This window comes from Neptunomonas concharum (genome assembly GCF_008630635.1).
Classification (GTDB): Bacteria; Pseudomonadota; Gammaproteobacteria; order Pseudomonadales; family Balneatricaceae; genus Neptunomonas; species Neptunomonas concharum.
Map to the genome: position 1 here is coordinate 1249911 of NZ_CP043869.1, position 23749 is coordinate 1273659.

The 23749-nt window shown below is 45.6% G+C and carries 25 protein-coding genes; 13 read left to right on the forward strand and 12 right to left on the reverse strand.

All coding sequences use genetic code 11. The features are described from left to right. Positions 1–270: 270 nt before the first annotated feature. The 3 genes from F0U83_RS05885 to F0U83_RS05895 form a co-directional block, all read right to left on the reverse strand. Complete coding sequence (locus tag F0U83_RS05885; RefSeq protein ID WP_138988654.1) at positions 271–609, reverse strand: hypothetical protein; 339 nt, start codon at positions 607–609, stop codon at positions 271–273. A gap of 31 nt (positions 610–640) precedes the next feature. Then, positions 641–1057, reverse strand: a complete 417-nt coding sequence (locus F0U83_RS05890) for a hypothetical protein (protein WP_138988655.1) — start codon at positions 1055–1057, stop codon at positions 641–643. A 98-nt stretch (positions 1058–1155) separates the two neighbouring features. Next, positions 1156–1527 carry a hypothetical protein gene (locus tag F0U83_RS05895; RefSeq protein WP_211343705.1) on the reverse strand — a complete coding sequence of 124 codons (372 nt, stop codon included), beginning with the start codon at positions 1525–1527 and terminating at the stop codon, positions 1156–1158. 550 nt (positions 1528–2077) lie between these two features. Here F0U83_RS05895 and F0U83_RS16950 point away from each other — a divergent pair. Then, the gene (locus F0U83_RS16950; protein WP_170221911.1) at positions 2078–2914 is read left to right on the forward strand and encodes a Rha family transcriptional regulator; all 837 of its coding nucleotides are present in this window, start codon (positions 2078–2080) and stop codon (positions 2912–2914) included. Between the two features lie 58 nt (positions 2915–2972). Here F0U83_RS16950 and F0U83_RS05905 read toward each other — a convergent pair whose 3' ends face one another. The 3 genes from F0U83_RS05905 to F0U83_RS05915 form a co-directional block, all read right to left on the reverse strand. Beyond that, positions 2973–3278: a hypothetical protein gene (locus tag F0U83_RS05905; protein ID WP_138988657.1), complete on the reverse strand. Its 306-nt coding sequence runs from the start codon at positions 3276–3278 to the stop codon at positions 2973–2975. Positions 3279–3740: 462 nt separating this feature from the next. Beyond that, complete coding sequence (locus tag F0U83_RS05910; protein WP_138988658.1) at positions 3741–4079, reverse strand: hypothetical protein; 339 nt, start codon at positions 4077–4079, stop codon at positions 3741–3743. Between the two features lie 99 nt (positions 4080–4178). After that, positions 4179–4892, reverse strand: a complete 714-nt coding sequence (locus tag F0U83_RS05915) for a hypothetical protein (RefSeq protein WP_138988659.1) — start codon at positions 4890–4892, stop codon at positions 4179–4181. Positions 4893–5291: 399 nt separating this feature from the next. On the opposite strand from F0U83_RS05915, the gene F0U83_RS05920 reads away from it, so the two are divergent. The 3 genes from F0U83_RS05920 (at position 5292) to F0U83_RS05930 (ending at position 6883) form a co-directional block, all read left to right on the forward strand. After that, entirely contained in the window at positions 5292–5804 is a 513-nt protein-coding gene (locus F0U83_RS05920) for a lysozyme (RefSeq protein WP_211343706.1), read from the forward strand. 450 nt (positions 5805–6254) lie between these two features. Further along, positions 6255–6437: a type II toxin-antitoxin system HicA family toxin gene (locus F0U83_RS05925; RefSeq protein WP_138988660.1), complete on the forward strand. Its 183-nt coding sequence runs from the start codon at positions 6255–6257 to the stop codon at positions 6435–6437. A gap of 41 nt (positions 6438–6478) precedes the next feature. Continuing rightward, complete coding sequence (locus F0U83_RS05930) at positions 6479–6883, forward strand: type II toxin-antitoxin system HicB family antitoxin (RefSeq protein ID WP_138988661.1); 405 nt, start codon at positions 6479–6481, stop codon at positions 6881–6883. A 157-nt stretch (positions 6884–7040) separates the two neighbouring features. On the opposite strand, the gene F0U83_RS05935 is transcribed toward F0U83_RS05930, so the two are convergent. Beyond that, complete coding sequence (locus tag F0U83_RS05935; protein ID WP_138988662.1) at positions 7041–7220, reverse strand: hypothetical protein; 180 nt, start codon at positions 7218–7220, stop codon at positions 7041–7043. Positions 7221–7245: 25 nt separating this feature from the next. Next, positions 7246–7422, reverse strand: coding sequence for a GNAT family N-acetyltransferase (locus F0U83_RS05940; RefSeq protein ID WP_138988732.1), 177 nt, complete (start codon positions 7420–7422; stop codon positions 7246–7248). Between the two features lie 111 nt (positions 7423–7533). On the opposite strand from F0U83_RS05940, the gene F0U83_RS17380 reads away from it, so the two are divergent. Next, a complete protein-coding gene (locus F0U83_RS17380; protein ID WP_420813344.1) occupies positions 7534–7719 on the forward strand; it encodes a hypothetical protein in 186 nt (61 codons plus the stop codon). A gap of 174 nt (positions 7720–7893) precedes the next feature. Next, positions 7894–8256, forward strand: a complete 363-nt coding sequence (locus F0U83_RS17385; protein WP_420813345.1) for a hypothetical protein — start codon at positions 7894–7896, stop codon at positions 8254–8256. 299 nt (positions 8257–8555) lie between these two features. On the opposite strand, the gene F0U83_RS05950 is transcribed toward F0U83_RS17385, so the two are convergent. From F0U83_RS05950 to F0U83_RS05965, 4 genes are all read right to left on the reverse strand, one after another. Continuing rightward, a complete protein-coding gene (locus F0U83_RS05950; RefSeq protein WP_138988664.1) occupies positions 8556–10268 on the reverse strand; it encodes a GGDEF domain-containing protein in 1713 nt (570 codons plus the stop codon). Next, positions 10249–11253, reverse strand: coding sequence for an amino acid ABC transporter substrate-binding protein (locus tag F0U83_RS05955; RefSeq protein ID WP_138988665.1), 1005 nt, complete (start codon positions 11251–11253; stop codon positions 10249–10251). Before F0U83_RS05955 ends, F0U83_RS05950 begins: the two co-directional genes overlap by 20 nt. Before the next feature lie 99 nt (positions 11254–11352). After that, positions 11353–12120, reverse strand: coding sequence for a sulfite exporter TauE/SafE family protein (locus F0U83_RS05960; protein ID WP_138988666.1), 768 nt, complete (start codon positions 12118–12120; stop codon positions 11353–11355). A 142-nt stretch (positions 12121–12262) separates the two neighbouring features. Continuing rightward, the gene (locus F0U83_RS05965) at positions 12263–13756 is read right to left on the reverse strand and encodes an aldehyde dehydrogenase family protein (RefSeq protein ID WP_138988667.1); all 1494 of its coding nucleotides are present in this window, start codon (positions 13754–13756) and stop codon (positions 12263–12265) included. Between the two features lie 412 nt (positions 13757–14168). On the opposite strand from F0U83_RS05965, the gene peaA reads away from it, so the two are divergent. From peaA to F0U83_RS06000, 7 genes are all read left to right on the forward strand, one after another. Further along, positions 14169–15761, forward strand: coding sequence for a quinohemoprotein amine dehydrogenase subunit alpha (peaA, locus tag F0U83_RS05970; RefSeq protein ID WP_211343707.1), 1593 nt, complete (start codon positions 14169–14171; stop codon positions 15759–15761). Between the two features lie 51 nt (positions 15762–15812). After that, positions 15813–17243: a quinohemoprotein amine dehydrogenase maturation protein gene (gene peaB, locus F0U83_RS05975; protein WP_138988668.1), complete on the forward strand. Its 1431-nt coding sequence runs from the start codon at positions 15813–15815 to the stop codon at positions 17241–17243. 1 nt (position 17244) lies between these two features. Continuing rightward, complete coding sequence (qhpC, locus tag F0U83_RS05980; protein ID WP_138988669.1) at positions 17245–17571, forward strand: quinohemoprotein amine dehydrogenase subunit gamma; 327 nt, start codon at positions 17245–17247, stop codon at positions 17569–17571. A gap of 16 nt (positions 17572–17587) precedes the next feature. Continuing rightward, complete coding sequence (gene peaD / locus F0U83_RS05985) at positions 17588–18727, forward strand: quinohemoprotein amine dehydrogenase subunit beta (protein ID WP_138988670.1); 1140 nt, start codon at positions 17588–17590, stop codon at positions 18725–18727. Between the two features lie 94 nt (positions 18728–18821). After that, a complete protein-coding gene (locus F0U83_RS05990; RefSeq protein WP_138988671.1) occupies positions 18822–20138 on the forward strand; it encodes an alginate export family protein in 1317 nt (438 codons plus the stop codon). A gap of 167 nt (positions 20139–20305) precedes the next feature. Beyond that, the gene (locus F0U83_RS05995) at positions 20306–22240 is read left to right on the forward strand and encodes a sigma-54-dependent Fis family transcriptional regulator (RefSeq protein WP_138988672.1); all 1935 of its coding nucleotides are present in this window, start codon (positions 20306–20308) and stop codon (positions 22238–22240) included. Positions 22241–22405: 165 nt separating this feature from the next. Then, positions 22406–23728: an alginate export family protein gene (locus F0U83_RS06000; protein WP_138988673.1), complete on the forward strand. Its 1323-nt coding sequence runs from the start codon at positions 22406–22408 to the stop codon at positions 23726–23728. Positions 23729–23749 lie beyond the last annotated feature (21 nt).

The following is a 23749-nucleotide window of genomic DNA, read 5'->3' on the forward strand; positions in this document are numbered from 1 at the left end:
CCAGCATAAAAGCAGCTATAAGGGTTAGACATAGTGTGCAGATGTCGCCTAGTTAGGGCTTCGACCACCAGCTCTGCATTGACAGAAGAAGGCAAAGGGGGGTATCTGGCGTTATCGAAATCTTATTTAAAAAACTCAGCGACTTTATACGTAGCGAAATAGAGGGATCTCGCTTCACTATCCTAAGTGAAACACCCTGTGCTGACCCGCATGCAGGGTGTTGTGGGGGCTGAGGGTTAGAGACTTTCGGCTACCCGATTATGTGTTTTGCTAACAACCACTAGAAGGCTCATAGCAAATAATATTGTTAACTACATTGTTCTTAGAGAATATTCCATACATTCCGGGTGTTTCAGCAAATAAATTACCAGCTTTCATTGCCGCAGCCCCAACATTGGCATTGCTGCGTTCTGAATAAAACCAAAGAATACAGAAATTGTTATTAGAACAAACCGACTTTCCGTGTAGGTTGAGCTTAGCTTCTGGAAGTAGACCAGAATTGGTAAGAATAACCTTAGAATTTCCGTTGTCGTAAATTACCTCAAATTCTGATGAAGCCATTGATTGATTGGTAATTAAGGTTAAGAAAACTACTGCTATCCATTTCATATTTAAACCCTTTCAGTTTTCTAACGCCGCGCTAAGGGGCGCAGCTTTGCTGCGTCCCAGCGCTTAAGCGCTTTGTTAGTCTGGTTACATGAAATTTAGCTCCAAAATAAAAAAGAGGCGGCGCAAGAAGTGCTGAACTTAGCATGTACCAAATAGGTACTTCCCTTACAGGGAAAAAGGCAAAAACCATAACAATAATTGAAGCAATGATTGGAGTTGATATTTTTGCTTTTTTAGAAATCGTTGAAATTATATAACCTGACCATAGATAAATAATAATGCAGTCGATAGTTAATATAACGAGTTCTTGCGTTGTATATTCTGCTTCATATTCGCTAGTGCCAAATAGTAGAATCTGTATAAACGCGGATGCAACAACTACAATCACTAGGCCTAAAAATCCAAGAAAACCACCCAAAAAAAATCCTTTTAAATCAATATATTTCATCTTATATCCTAGTCAGACTAACGCCGCCAACACAGGCGAGCGTTAGCGAGTCCAGCCCACGTCTTTTGTGGGCGATTGTGGTTGGCTTTGTTATGCACTTAATACTGCCACATAATTTCGTTTCTGAGCTTTTCAACGATCGCTTTTTTAGGACCCGCAACAATGGAGTAAACAAGTGTTTGTCCATTGACAGAAACGCATTTAATTACTGCTCGATTGTTACTGTAATTACCATAAATATATTCACCATGACTACTTTTTACTACCTGTATGAAGCCCAACGAGTTAAGTATTTGCATTCCTTTTTCAGCACATGCCGACTCTGAAATATTTAACTCCTTGTGATCAGACCAAACCTGTGGCGGGAACTCTTTTTGCAACGTGACTACTTCTACCGGCTCCTGCACAGGAATATTTGAAGCGCATCCGGATATAACAAGAAAAAACACTAAAAATGCAAACAACTTCATTCTATTATTCCTATGCATAACATTTTATTCATCGGCGTGCGCGATATCATTCTTTACTGAAAAGTCAGAAACCGCCCTAACACATTATTTATAATAAGCTTTTCGGAAGGAGTTATCGGAAGGCATCCCTGTAATTACAAACGCACGATGTCTGTAACACTCGCGCCATCTTCCTTGAGCTTTAGCTATATTTTGATTCTAGACCGGTTTGGGTCATTGTCCAGCATAAAAGGACCTATAAGGGTTAGACATAGTGTGCAGATGTCGCCTAGTTAGGGCTTCAACCACCAGCTCTGCATTGACAGAAAAAGGCGAAGGGATTACTGTTCCTCATACGAGGCGTCGAAACCTCCAGTCAGCAAGCGGTATCAGCACCCGAAAGCGCTGTTTTTTTGTGCCTAAAATCCGGCCATAGCTTTTGTTATGCCGGGAGGGTGATGAATACAATACCCTTCGGGGGAATAAATCCGCAGCTCTTGCTGGCTGTTTCGAACCTCCCGGCACCCCTATTCGAAAAGGGGTATTTCGAAAAGACAGCAAGGAGGCCATTATGGCTAATCAAATCACACGTTGTGAACCTACCACACTCATATCTATTGCATCGAACAATCAACCCGTAACCACCTCATTGCTGGTGGCTGAGGCTTTTGGAAAGCGGCATAGTCATGTCACAGACAAGATTAAATCTCTCGACTGTTCTGATCATTTTTTAACCGCCAACTTTTCGGCAGTTAAATTTAACCATCGAGGTAATGAGTATGATGCGTACCAAATGACCAAGGACGGCTTTATGTTTCTTGTCATGGGGTTCACCGGCAAAAAAGCGGCACAGGTGAAAGAGCTGTACATTAACGCCTTTAACCAGATGGAAGCGGAGCTGAGAGAAACCAACCCCGCGCTGGTGGATAGCATCCTGAACAATACGATCGGCACAGATGGCTTCCGCTGCTTAGGGGCAATACTGGACGGTAAAGTAAAACACCTTGAGCCTGCGCTGCGCACGCGGGCAAAACAGCATATCTGGTCACAAGTTCACAAAGCTTTTAGCGTGGTGTCTGCTCAGGATATTCCAGCGGGTAGTTTGGATGCCGTCAGAAACTTTATCGGTGCCTACGCACTGGAAGGGGAGTATTTGCCCAAACAGCAAAGGGCTCCGTTTCCTGAAGAGAAAATCGCGTACCTGGCAACGTGGAATAAGATCGCTTACCACCGCTACCGCCAGCTTGATGATCTGTCTAAACAACTGAACGACTTAGCCAAAAAGGTCGAGGCGGTTAAATCGAACTTATACGATCCCATTGCAGAGCCTTCGATGTCACTCACGCCGTATGTGGATCAAGATAGGGTAGAGCGCTTACTGGATATGCAAGACCGTCGCCGATCCTAGGTTGATGCTAGGCTGGTGGGGTTGCCCACCGGCCTTTATGGGGGTTAGGGTTATATGTTTAGGCTTGTACGTTTTCTATTGTTGCTGGTGTGCCAATATAGGTGATGTACAAAAATGTTCCGTTGCTAAATTGTTGGGAGGAAGTAGATATTTGAACACCAAGAATGGCGTTCGCTTCAGAGGGGGCACTGTTAACGAATGAGTCAATTACTTCTTGATACTCGTTTCTTTTGCGCTCTAAGAGCCCACGTATAACGCCCTTATTTGATACTTCTACAGTCCCGGTAACTTGAATCATGCCAAAGACTTCTTTAACTATTAAACCTTCTGGTAAATTTTCGGTAGTAAATAGTACTTTGTCCATTTCTCATTTTTCCTATTGCGTAGTTTGAAATTGCTTATAGCCTAATAGTTTTACTCATGCGCATGCGGATATCATTCCCTACTTAAAAGTCAGAAGACGCTACAGCATGCTAATTTAGAAGCTTTCAGGAAGAGGGTAGGAAAGAGGCGTCCCTGTATATGCGCATGCGAGGTATCAGTTTAGCGTGAGCGCTCTCTTCCTTGAGCTTGATGTAACCTGTTCGATTCTATCTTAGATCGGTGCAATGTCCAGAGCTAATGCCAGCTCAGCATTGACAGAAGAAGGCAAAGGGGTTTATCTGGCGTTATCGAAATCTTATTTAAAAACTCAGCGACTTTATACGTAGCGAGATAGAGGGATCTCGCTTCACTATCCTAAGTGAAACACCCTGTGCTGACCCGCATGCAGGGTGTTGTGGGGGCTGAGGGTTAGAGACTCTCGGCTACCTGATTATGTGTTTTGCTAACAACCACTAGAAGGCTCATAGCAAATAATATTGTTAACTACATTGTTCTTAGAGAATATTCCATACATTCCTGGTGTTTGAGCAAATAAATTACCAGCTTTCATTGCCGCAGCCCCAACATTGGCATTGCTGCGTTCTGAATAAAACCAAAGGATACAGAAGTTGTTATTAGAACAAACCGATTTTCCGTGTAGGTTGAGCTTAGCTTCTGGAAGTAGACCAGAATTGGTAAGAATAACCTTAGAATTTCCGTTGTCGTAAATTACCTCAAATTCTGATGAAGCCATTGATTGACTGGTAATTAAGGTTAAGAAAACTACTGCTATCCATTTCATATTTAAACCCTTTCAGTTTTCTAACGTTTTGCTAAGGGGCGGCGCGTAGCGCCGTCCCAGTGAAGGGCCGAAGGCCTAGAACGATCCTTGAGCAACTTGTTAGGCATTTTCGTTCCTTGACAGATATGCCGCCAGACTAAGCACAACCAAACTCAGCGTGGCGAAGACCTGAATAAATACAATGTTTGTTACGAACGATGCCCTACATTCTCCAAAGGCATATCCAACGTTTGTAAGAGTACCGACGTTTAGGGCTAATGTAACTGCCTCGGAGGCAGAGTCTATTGTTGGCAAAGCAGTGTATGCTGCAGCAGAATAAAAGAATATTTCAAAATAACTAAAAAGCGCTAAGCGAATTCGCTCACCCTTTTCTAGCCCCGTAGCGGATTCATGCTTCTGGAAGACGTCGCAACCAAAAGCGTAAGCAATCTCATAGCTCCGCGAGAAAAGACGTATTATGGCAATCGCAGACAATGTTTGTGACAACAGAGAGCTCGGTGTATAAAAATATAGAGCCAAACAAAAAATCGCCAAGGCAATGCTGGAAAATAAATTAAATTTGTTATTTGTCTCTACATATGACTTTAGCGCTTCCTTGATACTATCATCTGGAATTCTGCCCTTGATGCGGGATTTGAAGCGAAACGCCCACCAATAATCCGGACTTACAATAAGCGTATGCTCATGCCCACACTGCCAATCAGCAATCGGACATGGGAGCTGCTCCTTGTCAAATGGATAAAGCATTCTTTTGGTGGTGTACGCAATTATCCCGTACAGAATGAATGACAATATAAAAACGCCTGGAGTCATAAGTGATGCCTAACATTTTATTCATCAGCGTGCGCGATATCATTCCTTACTTAAAAGTCAGAAATCGTTCTAACACATTATTTCTAATAAGCTTTTTTGGAAGGAGTACTCAGGTGGCTTCCCTGTAAATGCGCATGCGTAATATCATTCTCGCGTGCGCGCACTGTCTTCCTTGAGCTTGGTGTAACCTGTTCGATTCTAGCTTGGATCGGTGTAATGTCCATAATAAAAGTACCGGATAGCGTTAGACAAAGTGGTTAGGCTGGTGGCTGATTAAAAAATAACTGTATTTATTTACAGTATTGTATTGTTTTTTCGATACAGATTGAGTACGCTAATTCCTAAGTTGCGAAAGCGCTCTCCTTTTTGGTTTCTGAGCCTCGCTTTTGCGGGGCTTTTTTGTGGCTGCTGTTTATGAGAATGCGCTGGTGGGCCTTAACTCTGAGCTTGATATCGGGTTTTGAGGGGTTACGTCAGGCCGCTTATCTCGATCCAGTCGGTGTGCCTACAATCTGCTTTGGCCACACCCAAGGTGTGATGCTCGGCGATACTAAGACGCTTGAGGAGTGCCACGATCTGCTGGCCGAGGAAGCCGAGTACTTTGCTGAGGTGGTGTACTACTCAACGGATTACCGTTTATCCGATGAGGAGTACGCGGCTTATGTGTCATTCACGTACAACGTGGGTGCTGCCAACTGGAAATCATCCACCTTATTGAAGTTCCTGAACAGTGGCCAGCGGTTAGAGGCGTGCCACCAGCTGCCTCGCTGGGTGTATGCCAAGGGTATCAGGCTGCCGGGTCTGGTAAAGAGAAGAGAACAAGAGCACGATCTGTGCATTAAGGGAGCTTTAGCGCTGCAATACAATGCCTTGCAAGCCCCGCAATCGCGGATGTTCAGGAGGTACCCCTGAATTATATAAGACACGATGTCTGCAAGACTCGCACTATCTTCCTTGAGCTTTACGCTATGCTTTGATTCTAGCTTGGTTCGGTGCAATTTCCAAAATAAAAGCACCGGATAGGGCTAGACATAGTGTTCAGATGTCGCTCAGTCTGGGCTTCAAAAACCTGCTCTGCATTGACAGAAAAAGGAGAAGGGGTTTCTGTGCCGTATATGAGGTGTCGAAACTTCTCACATATAGAAGCTCCAATCCCCAACCCCGCGTAATACTATCGGCACAGACGGCTTCCGCTGTCTAGAGGCAGTACGGGACAACAAAGTCAAACTTATACGATCCCATTGCCGAGCCTTTGAGGGGCTTACTTAAATAGTTTATTTATACCTCTGGTGGTATGAATAATTGAAAAACATACCGCCAGAGGTATAATTAACATGACTGTATTAAGCAAGAGATAGCTAAGTGAACAGCAGGAAGCTGATTAAGATGATTGAAGAGGATGGTTGGTATTATGTTCGAACAACAGGAGATCACCACCACTACAAGCACCCAGAAAAGCGAGGGTTGGTTACTGTAACGCATCCTGTTAAGGATATTCCGAAAGGCACAGTAAACAGCATACTGAAACAAGCTGGGCTGAAATAACCCGGCGCTGTTAGCTTAGTTAGCGAAAGGAGTAAAGTGTGATGAGATATCCGGTAGTGGTTCACCATGAGGATGGTTCCGCTTATGGGGTGACGGTTCCAGATATACCCGGCTGTTTTTCAGCAGGTGATACGATGGATGACGCCCTAGAAAGCGTAAAAGAGGCAATCCAAGGCCATTTACAATTATTGGCTGAAGATGGCGAGGTCGCGCCTGTGGCAACCAGTGTAGAAGCGCATGTAAGTAATGAGGACTATGCTGGTGGTGTGTGGGCGCTGGTTGAAGTAGATGTAACGCCTTATTTAGGGAAGTCAGAGAAGGTGACTGTGACGATTCCTTCCATTGTTTTACGGGGTATTGAGGGGGCGGTTCAATCAGGAAAAGCAAAGAACCGCTCAGCGTTTTTAACGGATGCGTCTATCCAGTTATTGGGTGGGCGTATCTGATTGCTAGGTCTAGCGAAGAGAACAAGAGCGCGATCTGTGCATTAAGGGAGCTTTAGCGCTGCAATACAATGCCTTGCAAGCCCTGCAATCGCGAGATCAGTAACTTACTTTTTGTGAGTAACACCAACATAGTGCGCATAAGCAGCCCTGTTTTGGGTTAGCAATTGCCTTTCTTTGCTTGTCCTGGTGGGCAAAATTTACCTTTATTTTCTGTTTTACTCTCTTTAGTTTGTGCTTCTACTTCGACACCGCCTACCTCGCCTTTGACTTGGTGTAATTTACAGCCGCTCATAGAAAGCGATAACGAAACCATGGCTAGTGCTATTAATGTACGCATGTAATCTCCAAATATTTATCTAACTTTAAAGTTCAATTTCCATGGGTTGATAAACTAAACCAGCAGATTCGCCTATATCACCACTGCATTTGAACCCATACTTTTTGTATGCAGGAACCGAGGATAAAGACGCCTTTACCGTTACAGTTTGGGTTCTTGCATGCTTTAAAGCCGCTGTTATCAGGCTTTTTCTAATGCCTATCTTCCATTGTCCTTAAAATCACTGGGTTCTCCAAAGTGTTTAGCGTCGCGTAAACGGCCTAATGCCCCTAAGATTTCTGCCACGATCCGCTGGTGGTTGTCTTGCCTGGTTGTGTTAGGTATTTCATGGCAAATCTCATCCTCTCCCTCAAGCGATAGTATTTTTACCCCTTTTTCGGTGCATAGGCTAAATGCGCTAAAGGGTGTGGCTGATGCAATCTCTATCGTTTGCAGCTTGGGGATGTTCATCATCGCTTTTGCCGGCTCAAGTGTCGGGTTGGCGTTAGCGGATAGATGAATCAGGGTGGTTCGACTGTTGGTATTTTCCAGGCTTTGGGTATCCAGCGTTTTTGTCAGTTCTGGATTGATAACAACGATTGAGGTTATGCGCGGGTCTAGCTGAGCTTTATCAAATACGCTATTCGCAAGATTATCCAAGTCTACTTTGTTTTTTAATAACCACGGGCAGTCAATGTTCACGCCGGTCTGTTTGCAGGATGCTTTGTATTTGTCAGGGCTGATTTTGCCTCCGGCAAGCGTCAACATGGTGGTGCCGCCAAGAAAGAAGCCAACGCCAGCGATGTTTTTGTTATCCGCGTTTTGGCTCAATAAAGGGATATTATTAAGGTGCGATAGCCCTAAGCGCACATCGCTTGGCCGTAGCCAAAGTTCGTTCACGGCTTGGCTGGGCGGTATCTCATTATGCTGCGGTGGCTTTGGGGTGACGACTATATATCCCTGTTTAGCGAGTGCAGCCGCTATCCAGCCACTGTGTGTGAATGATGATCTCATTCCGCCATGTGCCAAGGCTATAACAGGGTGTTTTTCCGGGTAAATTTTTGCGTCACGCGTGGCTTTTATGGATGCAAATATTCTGTTGTTGCCGAACTCATGATCATAGCGTGCTTCTTCAGTAGGGTACCAATAATAGATCTCGATGTTTTTACCACGATCTTCGCTATAGATAGTCTGTATGGTTAAGCCAGAATGCATTTGTGCATGTGCCTTAAATCCAAAAAACAGTAGCGCTATCAGTAGGGTGGTTATCTTGTTCACGCTCGTATCCTTGTTGGTTATTCAACTGTTATAAGCGGCGATAGTTTCCGATGTTATGCGGGTAAGTACAAGTGGTGGTTATAAAGGCTGGCCCGAGTCGCTTGTCATAACCCGGTTTCTGCCTTCGTTCTTAGCGTGGTAGAGCGCTTGGTCGGCTTGCGCGATCAGTGCTTCAATAGAGAGCTTGTCAGGCTGGTTGGTAGTGGCGACACCTAGGCTGATCGTTACTTGGCCGTAGGGGTGAGGGATCTCCAGTTGGGTGATCGCTTGGCGTAATAACTCGGCGTATTCGGTGGCCTGCTCGCGTGAGGTGTTAGGTAAGATAATGGAGAACTCTTCGCCACCATAACGGGCGACGCATTCTCCTTCACGGCGTAGATGACTAGAGAGTGTTTGCGCAACTTGCTGCAGACAAGCATCGCCTTCGGGATGGCCGTAGTGGTCGTTGTATGCTTTAAACCAGTCTATATCGACCATAATCAAACTAAGAAAGTTGTTATGTCGGCAAGCTCGGTTCCATTCTCGCGCTAAATATTGATCAAAGAACCGCCTGTTTGGGATTTGGGTCAGTGCATCGGTTTGGCTTAAATTGTGGAGTTGTTCGTTGGCAAGTTTGAGATCGTTGTTCGCTTTTTCGGTTTCTGCATGGGCTGTTTTTAGTTGATCTTCTGCGGCATATCGCGCTTTCGCAAATTGATCGAAGGCGTGGCCAAGAATGCTGATCTCATCGCGGCCTTGGGTTGGAATACGAACCTCTTTGCCATCCATACGTGCATTAACGGCTGAGTAAAGTAGATGTAGGCGCTCTAATACATGGTGTTTTATATAAAAAATCACAACAACAGTCATGATGACCATAAAGAGTGTGATGAGTGATAGGGTAATCAGTGTTGTTATTACTTGTTTTTGGTGGGTTTCAATTTCTTCCCGCGTGATCTGCTTAAGAGCTTGGTAGTAATTAAAGGTTGCGCTAGTGATCTTTTGCGCCAGTACACGGGTTTCTCTCGCGCTTGAAAGTGTAGCGCGTTCTGATTTCAGGGTAGGGCCTCTTTCCGTAAGAATTTGTTGAGTTAACTCATTGATAGGATTACGTAATTGCCTCAAAGTTTCTGATGAAGGACTTAGCGCATTGAGTTTTGCTTGATGATCTTTAATCGCGTTATGCAGCTGCGCTAGTTGGCCTGGGCGCTCCGCTCTTAAGGAGGTAGCACAGTAGCTGAGGGCGCTCAAAGCATGCAGTGTAAATCGTGTATCGGTTTGCGTTGCTAACAAAGGAAGCTGTTGCTCTAGTGTGTTTAGCTGCTCAAAGAGCGAATCAATTCTTAACAGCAAAGCGGACTTTAGCTGATATTCGTTCTCTAGTTGCTGATTAAACCTTTCAAGACTATTGAAATAAGGCGTTTGCCATTGATCTATAATACTGAGTTGTTTTACGTCGAATGGGCTGGTGGGATTACTTAATCGATCTCTGACCGACTGGTAGATCTGTATGAGGTTTTCGCTGTTATTACTTCGTTGGCCGTTGCTACGATCGACACCCACTAAGCTTTCAAATACTTCAGAGGCAATCAGCTCGGCATCGCGTGTTAGTTCCGCTGCAGTCATCACACGTTCAAAATGATTTGTTGATAATGCGTTAAAGCTAAGAAACTGTTCATAAAGGCTATAAGTAGAGGCTGCCATCGCAAGAAAATAGCAGGTAAATAGCGTAATAATCGACGTATTTAGCCGTGTGCCAATACTGTGTCGCCAATCTAAATAAGACATACCACTATTTGAAGAGCGGCGCATAGAGTAGTCCGCCGCGATTCCAAGGCTGATTGATACCTTGCTCCACGCCAACCGGTGTATTCGGCCCAAAGTGGCGAAGGTAGATCTCACTGTAGTTGCCAACGGAGCGTATAATGTGTGTGGCCCAGTCTGCTCGCAGTCCTAGCTGAGCACCTATCGTACCTGTTTTACCGAGCAAGTTTTGCACTTCAAGATCGCTATGGGTGAGTAGCGCTTGATCAACCGTACGCTGCGATATTAATTTCTCATCGGCTAATACCAAGGCATCAATCACTGCCCTGATCAGCCGAGCCCACTGGGGATCATCTGCACGAACCATCGGGCCAATGGGCTCTTTTGAGAGACGCTCGGGTAGTAGATGATAGGCAGCAGGGTCTTCTGCTCGGTTAGCTTTGTTGACAGCTAAGTTGAGGCGGTCAGCTGTGTAAGCATCACAACTCCCTCTAAAAAAGGCATCACCATTGGCGAAGAAAATCTCTGCATCTATGTTGTGTGTTTTTAAATACTGGACGAGGGTTGTATGGGTTGTCGTATTTTCAGTGACGCAGATGCGCTTCTTGGATAGGTCAGATAGGGTGTTTATACCGCTGTTCTTGCGCACCATAATACCTTGCCCATCAAAAAGATAGATGGCAGGGAAAGCAATACCGTAGTTGTGTTCTCGCTCCATGGTCCAAGTTGAGCTGTACATCACGACATCAGTTTTTCGTTCTTGCAAGCTACTAAAGCGTGTTTGAGGTCCAACTTCAATAAAGTGTACTCGCTTGGGATCAGCAAATATTGCAGCGGCAACGGCACGGCAGAAGTCTACATAAAAGCCACGCCACTCCCCCTTACTATCAATCGCACTTCTACCTGGATCGTCGGGAAATACACCGCAGCGAATATCACCATGTTTGAGCACATCATCCAAAGTGCCTGCGAATGATAGGGGGGATAGCAAAGACAGGGTAAAAATGAGCAATAATTTTACGAGCATTTGCATGTGATTCCTTTCCAACGGATGCGCACTTCTTTATATATCGCTTAGCATTCAAGTTAATAATTGAATGGTAGCTCAAAAGTACGGGAAATGCCTCTTTGCTCAATAAGTATCGTAGAAGAAGTAGAGGGTTGTCAGCACGCTGGCAACGATAACAAAGTTACGTACATAGGTCTGCGGCAGCTGCCTTGAGAGATGCGCAGCTACGTAGCCTCCGGCAAGGGTTCCCACAAGCACGATGGTGCCTTCATACCAAGCGATAAGACCATCGCTTATAAAAATCGCTATGGCAATTAAGGAGACTGCTGATGAGATGAGCAGTTTCATGCCGTTCATTGCATTGATGTTGGTGTGCCCCGCCAACGCTAGATAGCTGAGGGTGATAATACCTAAGCCTGCATTAAAAAAGCCGCCATAGATAGACACACCCAGCAGAACCAACAGCAGTAAGACGCCACCAATAGCGGAAGCATGGCGATGTTTTGAGGCAAGCTGCTTTAGTGAGCGATTTAATTGCCCGCCAAAAATAAAGAGGAGCGTCGCAAACAGCAGTAACCAAGGAATTGCTTCACGAAATAGCGTTTCAGGGGTGTTAAGTAGTAACCATGCACCGATAATGCCGCCAAGCAAGCTGATAATAACCATACGAGGAAGCTCAGCTTTATAAGCGATGAGGTCGCGTCGAAACGCATAGGTGCCACTAATATAGCCGGCGCAAGATGCAAACGTATTGGTAGCGTTTGCACTGACAGGTGGGATGCCTGCAAAGATAAGGGCCGGAAAGGTGATGAAGCTGCCGCCGCCTGCAATGGAGTTAATAATACCGCCAAAAAAACCTGCAGCGAATAAGAAGAGTAAATCGAAGAGCATAGTATCCGTAATCCTATCTGTGTCAGGCAGGGACATTAACATAGGCATTGCAGTAATCAGAAGATACAGATAGCTTGCGAAGTAGCAGGACAGATAGGCTGCAGCCCTAACGTTGTGGTTAAGACTGCAACCGCTTGACGGGTTAGATGTTAATTAAAACAGATTTTAACTCGGTGTAATGTTCAATGACCGCTGACCCCATTTCCCGACCTAGGCCGGATTGTTTATACCCGCCAAAAGGTAGTGCAGGGTCCAATGCGGTATGGCAGTTCACCCATACACTGCCGGATTTTATACGCGGAATCATACGATGAACGTGAGACAAATTGTTTGACCAGATGCTGGCACCTAAACCGTACTCCGAGTCATTTGCAGCACGAATAACCTCATCTATATCATCAAAAGGTCTTGCAACGAGCACGGGGCCAAATATCTCCTCTTGGATCAGTTTGGAGTTTTGCTCCAGATCGACCATGACCGTTGGTTTAACAAAATAACCGGGGCCGTTTAGACCGTTTCCGCCTGCGGTGATAGTTGCGCCATCCTTGCGTCCTTGCTCAATGTAGCCGTTCACACGATCAAACTGCTTAGCCGATACCAGTGGTCCCATTTGGGAACTGGGGTCCAGCCCTTGACCAAGCGTTATACTGTTTGCAATATCTGAGATATCGGCAACGACATTTTCAAAATGTTTCTTATGCACATAAAGGCGTGAACCGGCGCAGCAGACTTGTCCTTGGTTGAAGAATATCGCATTGGCGGCACCTTGAGCGGCCATATTTAGATCGGCATCTTCCAGCACAATGGTAGGTGATTTTCCGCCCAACTCTAACGTAACACGCGTCATACTATCCATAGCGGCTTTGCCTATCATCTTGCCTACCGGCGTTGATCCAGTAAATGTCAGTTTATCGACATCAGGATGTGATGAGAGTGCGGCACCAGCCTCATGTCCATACCCTGTTACGACGTTAAGTACCCCCGCTGGATAACCCGCCTCCATGACCAATTCAGCTAAGCGGAGTGCGGTAAGCGGTGTATCCTCAGCTGGTTTGAGGACGACGGTGCAACCGGTTGCTAACGCCGGACCAAGTTTCCAGCAGGCTAACAACAGAGGAAAGTTCCACGCGACAATGGCGCCAACTACACCGACGGCTTCACGACGTGTATATCCATGGAATTGTGAGCCAGGCATGAAAGGTACGGAAACATCGACGGTACTACCTTCAATTTTGGTAGCAAAGCCCGCCATATAGCGCAGAAAGTCGATAGCCAAACGAATATCGACGGCTTTTGCGATAGCTGCACTTTTGCCGTTATCAATGGATTCGATTTCCGATAGCTCATCACTGTTTGCTTCGATTAAATCAGCCAAACGCCAAAGTAATCGCTCTCTGTCCGATGGCAGGGCGCGGCTCCAATCAGAGTCCTCAAATGTCTTACGTGCAACCGCGACGGCTCTATTAACATCTTCTTGGCCACCGGCTTGTATTTGAGTGATTTTTTCTGCGGTGGCTGGATTGTACACATCGATAGTTTGTTCAGAAATGGAGCTGACGGCTTCACCGTTGATAAACAATAGGTGATTTTTATTAATAAAGTTGCTGGTTGCTGCACTGGGAGTATAGGTAGTCATAACAAACCTTTTTTATTGTTGTTTGAAGTTGTATGAGTGCAGCAAAGGCCATGCCATTTAAAGAGTTTTTTTTAACTTTTTGTTAATTAAGGACTTTTTTAAGTTTTCATTGATTCTAGGAAGATGAGTAGTGTCTCAGCGTGTGACAGGGAAAGTAGGGGATAATGGGCTGTGTGACAAACCTAATCGTGCTAGTGATGCTGGTTTGTTGCAAGGTGTATCAGTTTTGCACAGGTGTCTCAATTTAAAACAGTAATTTTTGCTTTATTGTAAGGATAAAAATATCTGTTTCGATCTTAACTTATTGTTAATAAATAGGTTTGCCGATAGTGGCACATCAAATGCTGTGTCATCAGAGAGAAACAAAGAAAACCAACTTTAAAATAATCATAATAAATCAGGAGGTCTTGTTTTGAAAAAGACACCCCCTATCGTTCCCGCAATCAGTGGCCTATTAAGCACGGTTTCACTGCTATTCACACCATCGGTTCATGCTGCGAGCGCCGAGCATATCATTCAGCAAAAGTGTCTGGCATGCCATGTTGAAGAAAGCGAAACCTCTTGGAGCCGTATTAGTCACCAGCGAAAAACGCCAGAAGGCTGGCTAATGAGCATTGCACGTATGCAGATTATGCATGGCCTAAAGGTGACAGAAGAGGAGCGCCATACGTTAGTTAAATATTTGGCCGACCGACAAGGTTTAGCCCCCTCCGAAACGGAAGGCGCTCGTTATGCCCTTGAACGGCGGTTGAATACCTCTGAAAGTTTCGAATCTCAAGCGTTTACTGAAACCTGCGCCCGTTGCCATTCTGGCGCTCGGGTCATGTTACAGCGCCGCCCTGCGAGTGAGTGGGAACACTTAATACATTTTCATTTGGGCCAATGGCCAACGACAGAGTATCAGGCTTTAGCACGAGATAGAGATTGGTTGGACTTAGCACTTAATGAAATGGTGCCAGAGTTGGCTGACATGTTGCCCTTGCAAAGTAAAGCATGGGATCAATGGCAAAAAACGGTTAAGCCATCGTTAGCCGGTAGCTGGACGTTTGCAGGGAAAATGCCAGGCAAAGGTGAAATGCACGGTGTTATGCAAGTTAAAGAGAAAGCCAAGGATCAATTTGGCATCGTACTAGCAGGACAATATGCCGATGGGGCTGCCTTCGAAGGCAGTGGGGATGCAATCCTCTATACCGGCTATGAATGGCGGGCAAACATGATGGTTGATGGAATAGCCATGAGGCAGGTTTTCTCGGCGGCTAAAGCTGGAGAGATGCAAGGTCGCATGTTTGAAAGAGAGCATGATGAGAGAGGCTTTGACTTTGCAGCCGTGCAGCAAAGCGGTATGTCACCATCCATTTTGGCCGTTCAACCTGAATATATTAAATCCGGTGAAACCGTAGAGTTATCCATTATAGGCACGGGTTTGCAGGGTGATGTCACCCTAGGGCAGGGACTAACGCTGATTAAGGATGTTTCTGCAAATGCAAACAAGCGTGTCTTACGGGTTAAAGCAAGCTCTTCAGCTAGCACGGGCGCTTTAGCGATCCATGTGGGCAAGGCGTCTTCTACTGTTACCGTATACGATCAGATTGCGAGTCTGAAAGTTGTGCCTGCATTTCAGGTCGCACGTGTCGGTGGTAATGACAGCTCTACACCCAAAATGGAAGCGGTATTTGAGGCAGAAGCGTGGGCTGCAGGTCAAGATGGTATTGCAGGCACCGAGGATGATATACGCATAGGATTCATGCCTGCTACTTGGTCCGTTGTGCCCTTTAATGAAACTGCCGCTGCTGACAACGATGTTCATTTTAGCGGACGTATGGATGCAGCATCCGGCGTATTTACGCCTGCGCTCGCTGGCCCTAACCCTGAGCGTCGTATGAGCACTAACAATGCTGGCAACCTTAAAGTCATTGCTCAAGTTGATGAAGAAGGCAAAAAAATCACGGCCGATGGCCAACTGATCGTGACCGTCCAGCGCTGGAATAATCCTCCCATCCCTTAACGTTTAGCTTGTTAAAAACCAATAAGAATAAGTAAAACGAGGAGCTGAATCATGAGTGCTGTACTTAACATTGTTGAGAACAATCTGCATGAAGTTCGGGTAAGCGAGCGACAGATGATGTTTCACATCCCGACCAATTCGTTGTTCGAATTGGACTCGATGACACAAGATGTTTTTGGGTTACTTCGTAGTGGGAGTCTATCGGTTGAGGATATCAGCCAACAGCTAAAAAACCGTTATAGCGCTAATGATGTCCATGAGTTAGTACACAATTTATGCGCATTAGAAGTGGTGAGTGATGGTTCCGGCTTAACGCCAGAAATCCAAGCAAAAACGGTGGATAGGTTTCCACTGACAACCGTCGTACTGAATGTAAATACCGGCTGTAACTTGAGTTGCACCTATTGCTACAAAGAGGACTTGGATAAGCCCTCGGCGGGCAAAAAAATGGATTTTGAAACGGCTAAAGCCTCGATCGATATGTTACTTAAAGAATCGCCAGATGAAGATACTTACACGGTAGTGTTCTTCGGGGGTGAGCCTATGAGCAATTTGCCATTGATCAAGGCGATGGTGGCTTATTGTGAACAACGCTTTGCACAAGCGGGTAAAAGGGTCAATTTTGTAACAACGACCAACGCAACTTTGCTTAATGAAGAGCTAGTGGACTGGTTAGATCAACATCGCTTTGGTATCTCGATCAGCATGGATGGCCCCGAAGCGATTCATGATAAGAATCGTATCACCGTAGGAGGGCAAGGCACTTATGCTGTCGTGCGTCGAAAAGCTGAAATGTTGTTATCCCGTTATCGGTCCCGCCCGGTGGGTGCGCGTGTAACCTTGACGAAAGGTGTAACTGATGTCGAGGCCATTTGGGATCACTTGTTTAATGACCTTGGCTTCTCGGAAGTGGGCTTTGCACCGGTCACATCCGGAGATATCAGTGAGTTTAACCTCTCTGATGAGGAGGTTAAGCAGGTCTTCGATAACATGAAAGCGCTAGGTCGGCACTATCTGGACGCTGCGTTGCAGAACCGCAATATAGGGTTCAGCAATATGCATCAAATGATTACGGATATCCACGAAGGTAATAAGAAAGCGCTGCCCTGTGGTGCAGGCTTAAAAATGTTGGCTGTCGATCACAAAGGTGAATTGAATCTTTGTCACCGCTTCACGGGTTCAGACTTAAATACCTTTGGTGATGTGCATCAGGGTATCGATAAAGGCCGTTTGGGCAGCTTTTTAGCAGAGCGGTTGGACAGAACAAATACGGGGTGTGAAACCTGCCATATCCGAAACCTTTGTTCCGGTGGCTGTTACCACGAAAGTTATGCCCGTTATGAAGACCCAACTCGGCCTACGTATCACTACTGCGATTTGATGCGCGACTGGGTGGATTTTGTTATCGAGACCTATAGCCGCATCATGGCCGAAAACCCGGCCTTCATCGACACTTATATTACTCCTCGGAGGGCTCTCTGAAATGAAATTTCTTAAACCTATAAATAATAAAGCTCAGCTATTAGATCAAGCTGTTAATGAGAACCAAGTAGAAGACGTGGTGGCGATGAGTAGCCTTGCAGGTTGTACAGCCACGACCGATCCCGGTTGGGAAATTGATGCTTTTGGTTCAGTGACATCGCTTTGCCAACCTATGGAATCTGATCTCTATGGTTGTGCTGATCCTTGCTGGTGGCCAGCTCAAGTGCCAGACATGATGAACACTTATCAAGACTGGAATAAAGACGCCCTGAGCTCAAAAGATGATTGGCGGAATCTGGGCACTGTTTTCCCCGCAGATAAAAAGTAAAGACAGGATGAGCGTAATGAATATAACAAAAACAAAGTCATCGCTGGCAAAGGGTTTTAATACAGCTGTATTGGCTGTGACAGCCAGTGTTTTGCCATCTTTTGTGCAGGCTGCTGATGCGCCATTGAAGCCTGGCAATGAATATATGATTGTTTCTAACTATCCCAACCAAATCCATGTTATTGATGTGGTCACGGATACGCTGTTTAAGACATGTAAAGTGCCTGGCTCATTTGGTCCAGGTGTCATGCAAGTTGCACCAGATAACAAGACGGCATACATCTTGTCTAATCACTATGAGGATATTTACGGTATCAATTTAGATACGTGTGATGTGAGTTTTCATACCCGTTTTTCAAGTGATCCGACAGTGCGTACGAAATCCATCTTCTCTATGGCGATTAGCCCTGATGGAAAAGAGATTTACGCTATGCATAACCCTACTAAACTCAATAGAGACCACTATCGTGTCTTACCAACACAGTTAGCCGTTTATAGCGCTGAAGGTGGTCTGGATGCGAAGCCGATCCGGATGTTTCCTGCACCTAGGCAGGTAACCGTCATGATGACAGGCAGTGATGGCGGTTTATATATGGCGGGTGGCGATATCTACAAGTTTAATGTCCAATCCGGTGAATATACAACGGCCATCGCCAGTAGAAATTGGCAACGCCCATTGTATGCTCCGCCCGATGTGCTGAATGCTTGGCCTATACAAACGCCATCTAATGACTTCACGCTGTTGTATACAACCGCTAAGTTTCAGGATGAATCTTACAATATGGACACGGCAGATTGGATCTACGGTTTTATGAATGTAGATCTGAAAACGGGGGAGACTCAAACAACGGACTTTGGGCCCATTACCGAAATTTACTTCACTGGCATGACGTCACCTAAAGACCCCAATCTGATGTTTGGTGTACTCAACCGCTTGGCTAAGTACGACATCAAAGAGAAGAAATTGATTAAAGCAGCTGCCCTTGAACACTCATACTACTGCATTGCTATGAATCATGATGGTAACAAAATTTACTTATCTGGTACTTATAACGACATTGCCATTTATGATGCAAACTCATTAGAAAAACTAGGCAATGTTCAATTACCTGGTGGTGATATGGCACTCGGCACGTCACAAATATTTATCCGTTAAATTCTTAGTTCACCTCTGCATATTCCCCTATAAGAGACCGTTATCGGTCTCCTAGGGGCTTTTTTGCCAAAAATAATAAAAATGGTGTGTAAACATGAAAATGAATAAACAAACCTTCGCAGGGTTGATTGCCTGCGCAATGGCCTCCGCCACTCAAGCTGGCGTATTGAGTACCACTGATGAAACCCAAATTGAATTAAATATAGAAGCGATGGCGGGATTGTTTTCGGCTTCAGAAGATTATGTCGGCAGCAATGGCCGCACGTGGCAGGAAGGCTTTGTAAAGCCCACATTCGCGGTATCCCATAAGCTTTCCAATGGGGTACAGGCTTACGGTGGCCTAGGTGCCATCGCGTTAGGCACGGCCGGAGATGGCGATGCTGCAGGATTAACAAAGGGTAATGAAGGTCAAGTTGACCTGGAAAATGCCTATATCGGATTAAGATCGCAAAACAACGTTATTGATTTCTCAGTAGGTCGGCAGACTTTCCAGCTAGGGGATGGCTTTCTTATTGCTGGGGATGCTATTAGCTTGGGCGATTTGGGCGTCGCAGGGGTTGATGTTGATCGTGGTGGAGCCTACTACCTAGCGGGTAAAAAAAGCTTTAGTAACACCGCGCTTTTAAAATTTGATCCAGAGGGCCCCTATCGAGGAGATCTGTTCTGGTTACAGTCGAATAACCCGTATCACCAAGACACTTCTTTAGCAGGCATTAATATTGAGTATGTGGATGAAGCCCGCGGAACGGTGGGTATTAGCTATCTAAAAGTATTGGATGTTGATCAAGGTTCAGGGTTGGGCTTATGGGATCAGCGAGAGGGCATGAAAGCGATTAGTTTACGCGGTCAGGGCTCATTAGGTGTTGAGAATCTGCAGCTCTCTTTCGAATATGTTAAAGAAACTGGTGGTAGTGCAGGTGTTAAGAATGAGGCTGACGCATGGTATGTGGAGGCGGGTTGGACATTTGCAGATCTTCCTTGGTCACCAACCGTCAACTATCGCTATGCACAGTTTTCTGGTGATAACGCGAGCACTGCAAAAAATGAAGCTTTTGATCCTCTATTCTTTGGGTTTACCCGTGGATTTGGCACTTGGTTCCAAGGTGAAGTTGCTTCAAATTACGCAGGCCCTGCAAACAGTGGTAATGATGTGAGCCGCTTGGAAATATCCGCATCACCTCGTGATAACCTACAAGTAGGCGCACAATACTGGAAATTCTCACCACAAGATGACGCGCCTGATTTAGCGGGTAGTGAGATAGATCTCTATGCGCTTTGGAGTATTAATGATAATTGGGTATTCAGCCCATTAATCGGTATTTACATGCCAGAGGGTGATGCGGTTATCGCAGCACAAGGAAATGACGACAGCAATATTTATGCGCAAGCGATAATGATGTACTTCTTTTAAGTAGTAAAAGGCATAGCAACCACGTTGATACCCCTTCGTTGGCGTGGTTGCTTACCTTGAGTTTGATCAGCTGTGTTGCATTCCGCTTTGTAGTCGGTTTAGAGTGTTGTCTTTGATTGAATACAAAAACCTCCCTAAATAACAATAAAAGAAGAGGCAGGTGTTCTATGTCGTATAAGTTAGAGCAAAGGGTGTTTAGTGATCCTCTTCAAGATGCACAACGGGCCCGCGAAAGACTCCTGCTCGAAGGCGAAGTACCCAGTGGGTTCCTTCGAGCACAAATAGAGGCTTCATGGCAGCGAAGCCTTAAAGCCGGTGTTCGATTTCAAGATCCATTGATCACCTCTCAACCGCCTATGGCTGATCTATTTGAATTAAAAGAGAATCATCAAACCCTTTTGTCGATGGCTGCGCCTGAGATGGACCACCTATCAAAGCAGTTTAATCGTGACAAAGGGATGGTGATTCTAGCTAATGAAAAAGCCACGATCCTATCAGTGTTAGGAGATAAGCGTTCCCTGAATAATGCGGGGAGCTATGCGCTGGATCCGGGTATATGTTGGTCAGAAGAAACCCATGGCACCAATGCATTAGGTACAGCGGTTGTTGATGGTAAACCTGTCATGATTAATGGCACTGAGCACTTTTTAGATGGTGTCACCTGTTTCTCTTGTACATCAACACCCATCAAGGGGGTTAACGGCCAATTATTAGGTGTTCTGGACTTAACGACTGAAGCAAATACTCAACATATACAGGGAAACATGAGTGCGGTTCAGTTAGCCGCCAGAAGTATTGAAAACCGACTGTTCATTTCCCACTTTCAAGAACAGGCCATCATCGCTTTTCACAGCCGCACAGAATATCTACGATCCGCATGGCAAGGGCTTATTGCCATTGATATGGAAGGAAAAATTCTGGCGCTCAATGAACAAGCATGCCAGTTACTTAAAAAATCCCGTGAACAGCTTCAGCATCAACCAATAGAGGCCATCACAGGGCAGTCTCCAACCGTTTTGCTCAATCAATTGCTGCGTAATAATGGGGTGACCTTACAGTTGCGAAATATAGTTCTGCACTGTGAGCTTTTACACTTTCCTCGCCAGTTGACCGGTTTTACTTCCAGACGTGAGCCCCTAAGTAGGGGAACAGAGAAGGCTAAACGCTCATCGGATCACCCCACGATACAGAAAATTGGGGCTGAGCACCCTCGATTAGCTAAAGCATTGCGCATGGCATTAAAAGGGATTAATCATGATCTACCTGTGCTCCTGAATGGGGAAACAGGCACCGGCAAAGAGGTTGTTGCAAGGGCTCTGCATAATCAGAGCCGCCGCTGTGATAAGCCGTTCGTTGCGGTGAACTGTGCAGCCATCCCTGAGGGGTTGATAGAATCAGAACTGTTTGGATATCGTGAAGGTGCGTTTACCGGCTCAAGAAAAGGCGGAATGGTTGGGCGTTTTCAACAAGCGAATAATGGCACATTATTCCTCGATGAAATCGGCGACATGCCACTGGCCCTACAGGCACGATTATTACGAGTATTACAGGAGCGGAAAGTAGCGCCGTTAGGTGGAGGTGAAGAGGTCGATCTTGATATCGCTTTGATCTGTGCCACCCATCGTGATATCAAAACATTGGTCAAAGACAATGCTTTTCGTGAAGATCTTTACTATCGCTTAAATGGTGTCGGCGTACAGTTACCAGCGTTACGAGTACGGTCAGACCTTGAAGCCCTCTTATCTGATTTATTAACTCGGGTTGGCGCTTCAGGTGTACGTATACATGAAGAAGTGCTTGATATGTTCCGGCAGTACAGTTGGCCAGGGAATATTCGTCAACTAGAGATGGTACTGAAAGCAGCGGTAGCCTTTTTAGATGAAGGGGAAAAAGAGATCACGATTGATCATTTAACGGATGATTTTATAGATGAACTGAGTGCCAATAGTCATTCAGGCCGGGCAGGTACGATCAAAGTAACGGAGCTAGAGCTTATTCGCAACACGCTCGATCAATGTGAAGGCAATGTGTCTGCCACCGCTGCGGCATTGGGTATAAGCCGAGCGACGATTTATCGTAAGCTACGAGAATATGATGCATAGCGTATCTATGTGTTACATCTGATTACATTTAAGAACAACTTCAAACAATCGGCACAAAGTTGGTTTACACCACAGAAGTAGGATGCTTGTTATGAACTGATCCATACGTTGGATCTGATAATAACAACGAAGTCATGCGTCCGCTTGTGTGGAGGAACCCTTTCAATGAAAACCCTTTTTAAAATCCGTTCGGCTTATCTATTGGGTGCGGCAGTGAGTGCTGCGATAGCCATGCCGGCTCATGCCTACAATCTGCATAGTAGTGATGCGGGTGAGATCAATCTTGATATAGAAGCGATCTTAGGCACTTTCCATAGTGAAGAGAGTTATGACGTCACAGGAGCGGCTGTTAATACAGAAGGCTCCTCCAATTGGCAGGAAGCTTATATCAAATATGGGATAAGTGCCTCTCGCAATCTCAGCGAAGGCTCTACGGTGTATGGCGCGTTGAACCTGCTGAGCTCGGGAACCTTTGGTGATGGCGACGCGGGTGGTTTTACGAGTGGCGATGAGCGTAAAACTAAAGTGGAGGATGCTTATCTTGGGTGGCGTTCAGGTAATCTGGTTCCCGCATTAGGTGAGAATGGCCTGCAGTTCTCCTTTGGTCGTCAAAATGTATCCTTTGGTGATGGTTTCCTGATTAATGGTGATGCGCTGAATTTTGGTGATGCTTTAGGCAAAGAATTAAATCGAGGAGGAGCTTACTGGATTGCTGCGCGCAAAGCCTTTGACCAAACAGCTGTTCTGAAAATTGGTGGTGACACGGGCTTGAGGTCAGATATTTTCTGGATTGCATCGGATAACAAAGCACAGGCCGAAACAGAGTTGGCCGGTATCAATGTAGAGTACCAAACAGAAGTGGGTACTTTTGGCGGTATGTATCTGAAGGGGTTGGAGGTCAATGAGAATTTCGGCCAAACCCATCGAGATGGCCAAGATACGTTCAGTTTACGTTTTCAGGGTAATGCAGGTGTTGAGAACTTGTTCTTATCCTCTGAATTCGTTACGCAGAATCAGGGCGACAAGACACGTAAAGATGGTAATGCTTGGTATGTAGAAGCGGGTTGGACCTTTGCCGATGTCGCTTGGTCTCCGAGTGTTTCGTATCGATACAGCACGTTTGAAGAGGGTTTTGATCCACTCTTCTTCGGTTTTAACCGTGGCTATGGTACGTGGTTCCAAGGAGAAGTTGCTGCTAACTACGCTGGCCCTTTCAATAGTGATGCTGATGTTCACCACCTAGCGATTAAAGCGAGCCCTTCAGAGACCTTGTCTATTGGTGCTTTATTCTTTGATTTCAGTGATACCGCAGGTGGAACGGGTGCTTTGGATGGCCAAGAGATTGATCTTTATGCCGAATGGGTGGTGCATGATCACCTGATTATTAGTCCACTACTCGGATTCTATACGCCGGACAAGAGTGGCGTGCAAATCGGTAATGATGATACCAATACGTATTTTCAGATGATTGCGATTGTGCCTTTCTGACCCCTTCCAGAAATCGATCGC

What these genes read in the sequence shown, in the direction of transcription:
- F0U83_RS05885 (WP_138988654.1), bottom strand. Translation starts at nt 609, where the DNA reads ATGAAATGGATAGCAGTAGTTTTCTTAACCTTAATTACCAATCAATCA.
- F0U83_RS05890 (WP_138988655.1), bottom strand. Translation starts at nt 1,057, where the DNA reads ATGAAATATATTGATTTAAAAGGATTTTTTTTGGGTGGTTTTCTTGGA.
- F0U83_RS05895 (WP_211343705.1), bottom strand. Translation starts at nt 1,527, where the DNA reads ATGAAGTTGTTTGCATTTTTAGTGTTTTTTCTTGTTATATCCGGATGC.
- F0U83_RS16950 (WP_170221911.1), top strand. Translation starts at nt 2,078, where the DNA reads ATGGCTAATCAAATCACACGTTGTGAACCTACCACACTCATATCTATT.
- F0U83_RS05905 (WP_138988657.1), bottom strand. Translation starts at nt 3,278, where the DNA reads ATGGACAAAGTACTATTTACTACCGAAAATTTACCAGAAGGTTTAATA.
- F0U83_RS05910 (WP_138988658.1), bottom strand. Translation starts at nt 4,079, where the DNA reads ATGAAATGGATAGCAGTAGTTTTCTTAACCTTAATTACCAGTCAATCA.
- F0U83_RS05915 (WP_138988659.1), bottom strand. Translation starts at nt 4,892, where the DNA reads ATGACTCCAGGCGTTTTTATATTGTCATTCATTCTGTACGGGATAATT.
- F0U83_RS05930 (WP_138988661.1), top strand. Translation starts at nt 6,479, where the DNA reads ATGAGATATCCGGTAGTGGTTCACCATGAGGATGGTTCCGCTTATGGG.
- F0U83_RS05935 (WP_138988662.1), bottom strand. Translation starts at nt 7,220, where the DNA reads ATGCGTACATTAATAGCACTAGCCATGGTTTCGTTATCGCTTTCTATG.
- F0U83_RS17385 (WP_420813345.1), top strand. Translation starts at nt 7,894, where the DNA reads ATGTTCACGCCGGTCTGTTTGCAGGATGCTTTGTATTTGTCAGGGCTG.
- F0U83_RS05950 (WP_138988664.1), bottom strand. Translation starts at nt 10,268, where the DNA reads ATGCGCCGCTCTTCAAATAGTGGTATGTCTTATTTAGATTGGCGACAC.
- F0U83_RS05955 (WP_138988665.1), bottom strand. Translation starts at nt 11,253, where the DNA reads ATGCAAATGCTCGTAAAATTATTGCTCATTTTTACCCTGTCTTTGCTA.
- F0U83_RS05960 (WP_138988666.1), bottom strand. Translation starts at nt 12,120, where the DNA reads ATGCTCTTCGATTTACTCTTCTTATTCGCTGCAGGTTTTTTTGGCGGT.
- F0U83_RS05965 (WP_138988667.1), bottom strand. Translation starts at nt 13,756, where the DNA reads ATGACTACCTATACTCCCAGTGCAGCAACCAGCAACTTTATTAATAAA.
- peaB (WP_138988668.1), top strand. Translation starts at nt 15,813, where the DNA reads ATGAGTGCTGTACTTAACATTGTTGAGAACAATCTGCATGAAGTTCGG.
- qhpC (WP_138988669.1), top strand. Translation starts at nt 17,245, where the DNA reads ATGAAATTTCTTAAACCTATAAATAATAAAGCTCAGCTATTAGATCAA.
- peaD (WP_138988670.1), top strand. Translation starts at nt 17,588, where the DNA reads ATGAATATAACAAAAACAAAGTCATCGCTGGCAAAGGGTTTTAATACA.
- F0U83_RS05990 (WP_138988671.1), top strand. Translation starts at nt 18,822, where the DNA reads ATGAAAATGAATAAACAAACCTTCGCAGGGTTGATTGCCTGCGCAATG.
- F0U83_RS05995 (WP_138988672.1), top strand. Translation starts at nt 20,306, where the DNA reads ATGTCGTATAAGTTAGAGCAAAGGGTGTTTAGTGATCCTCTTCAAGAT.
- F0U83_RS06000 (WP_138988673.1), top strand. Translation starts at nt 22,406, where the DNA reads ATGAAAACCCTTTTTAAAATCCGTTCGGCTTATCTATTGGGTGCGGCA.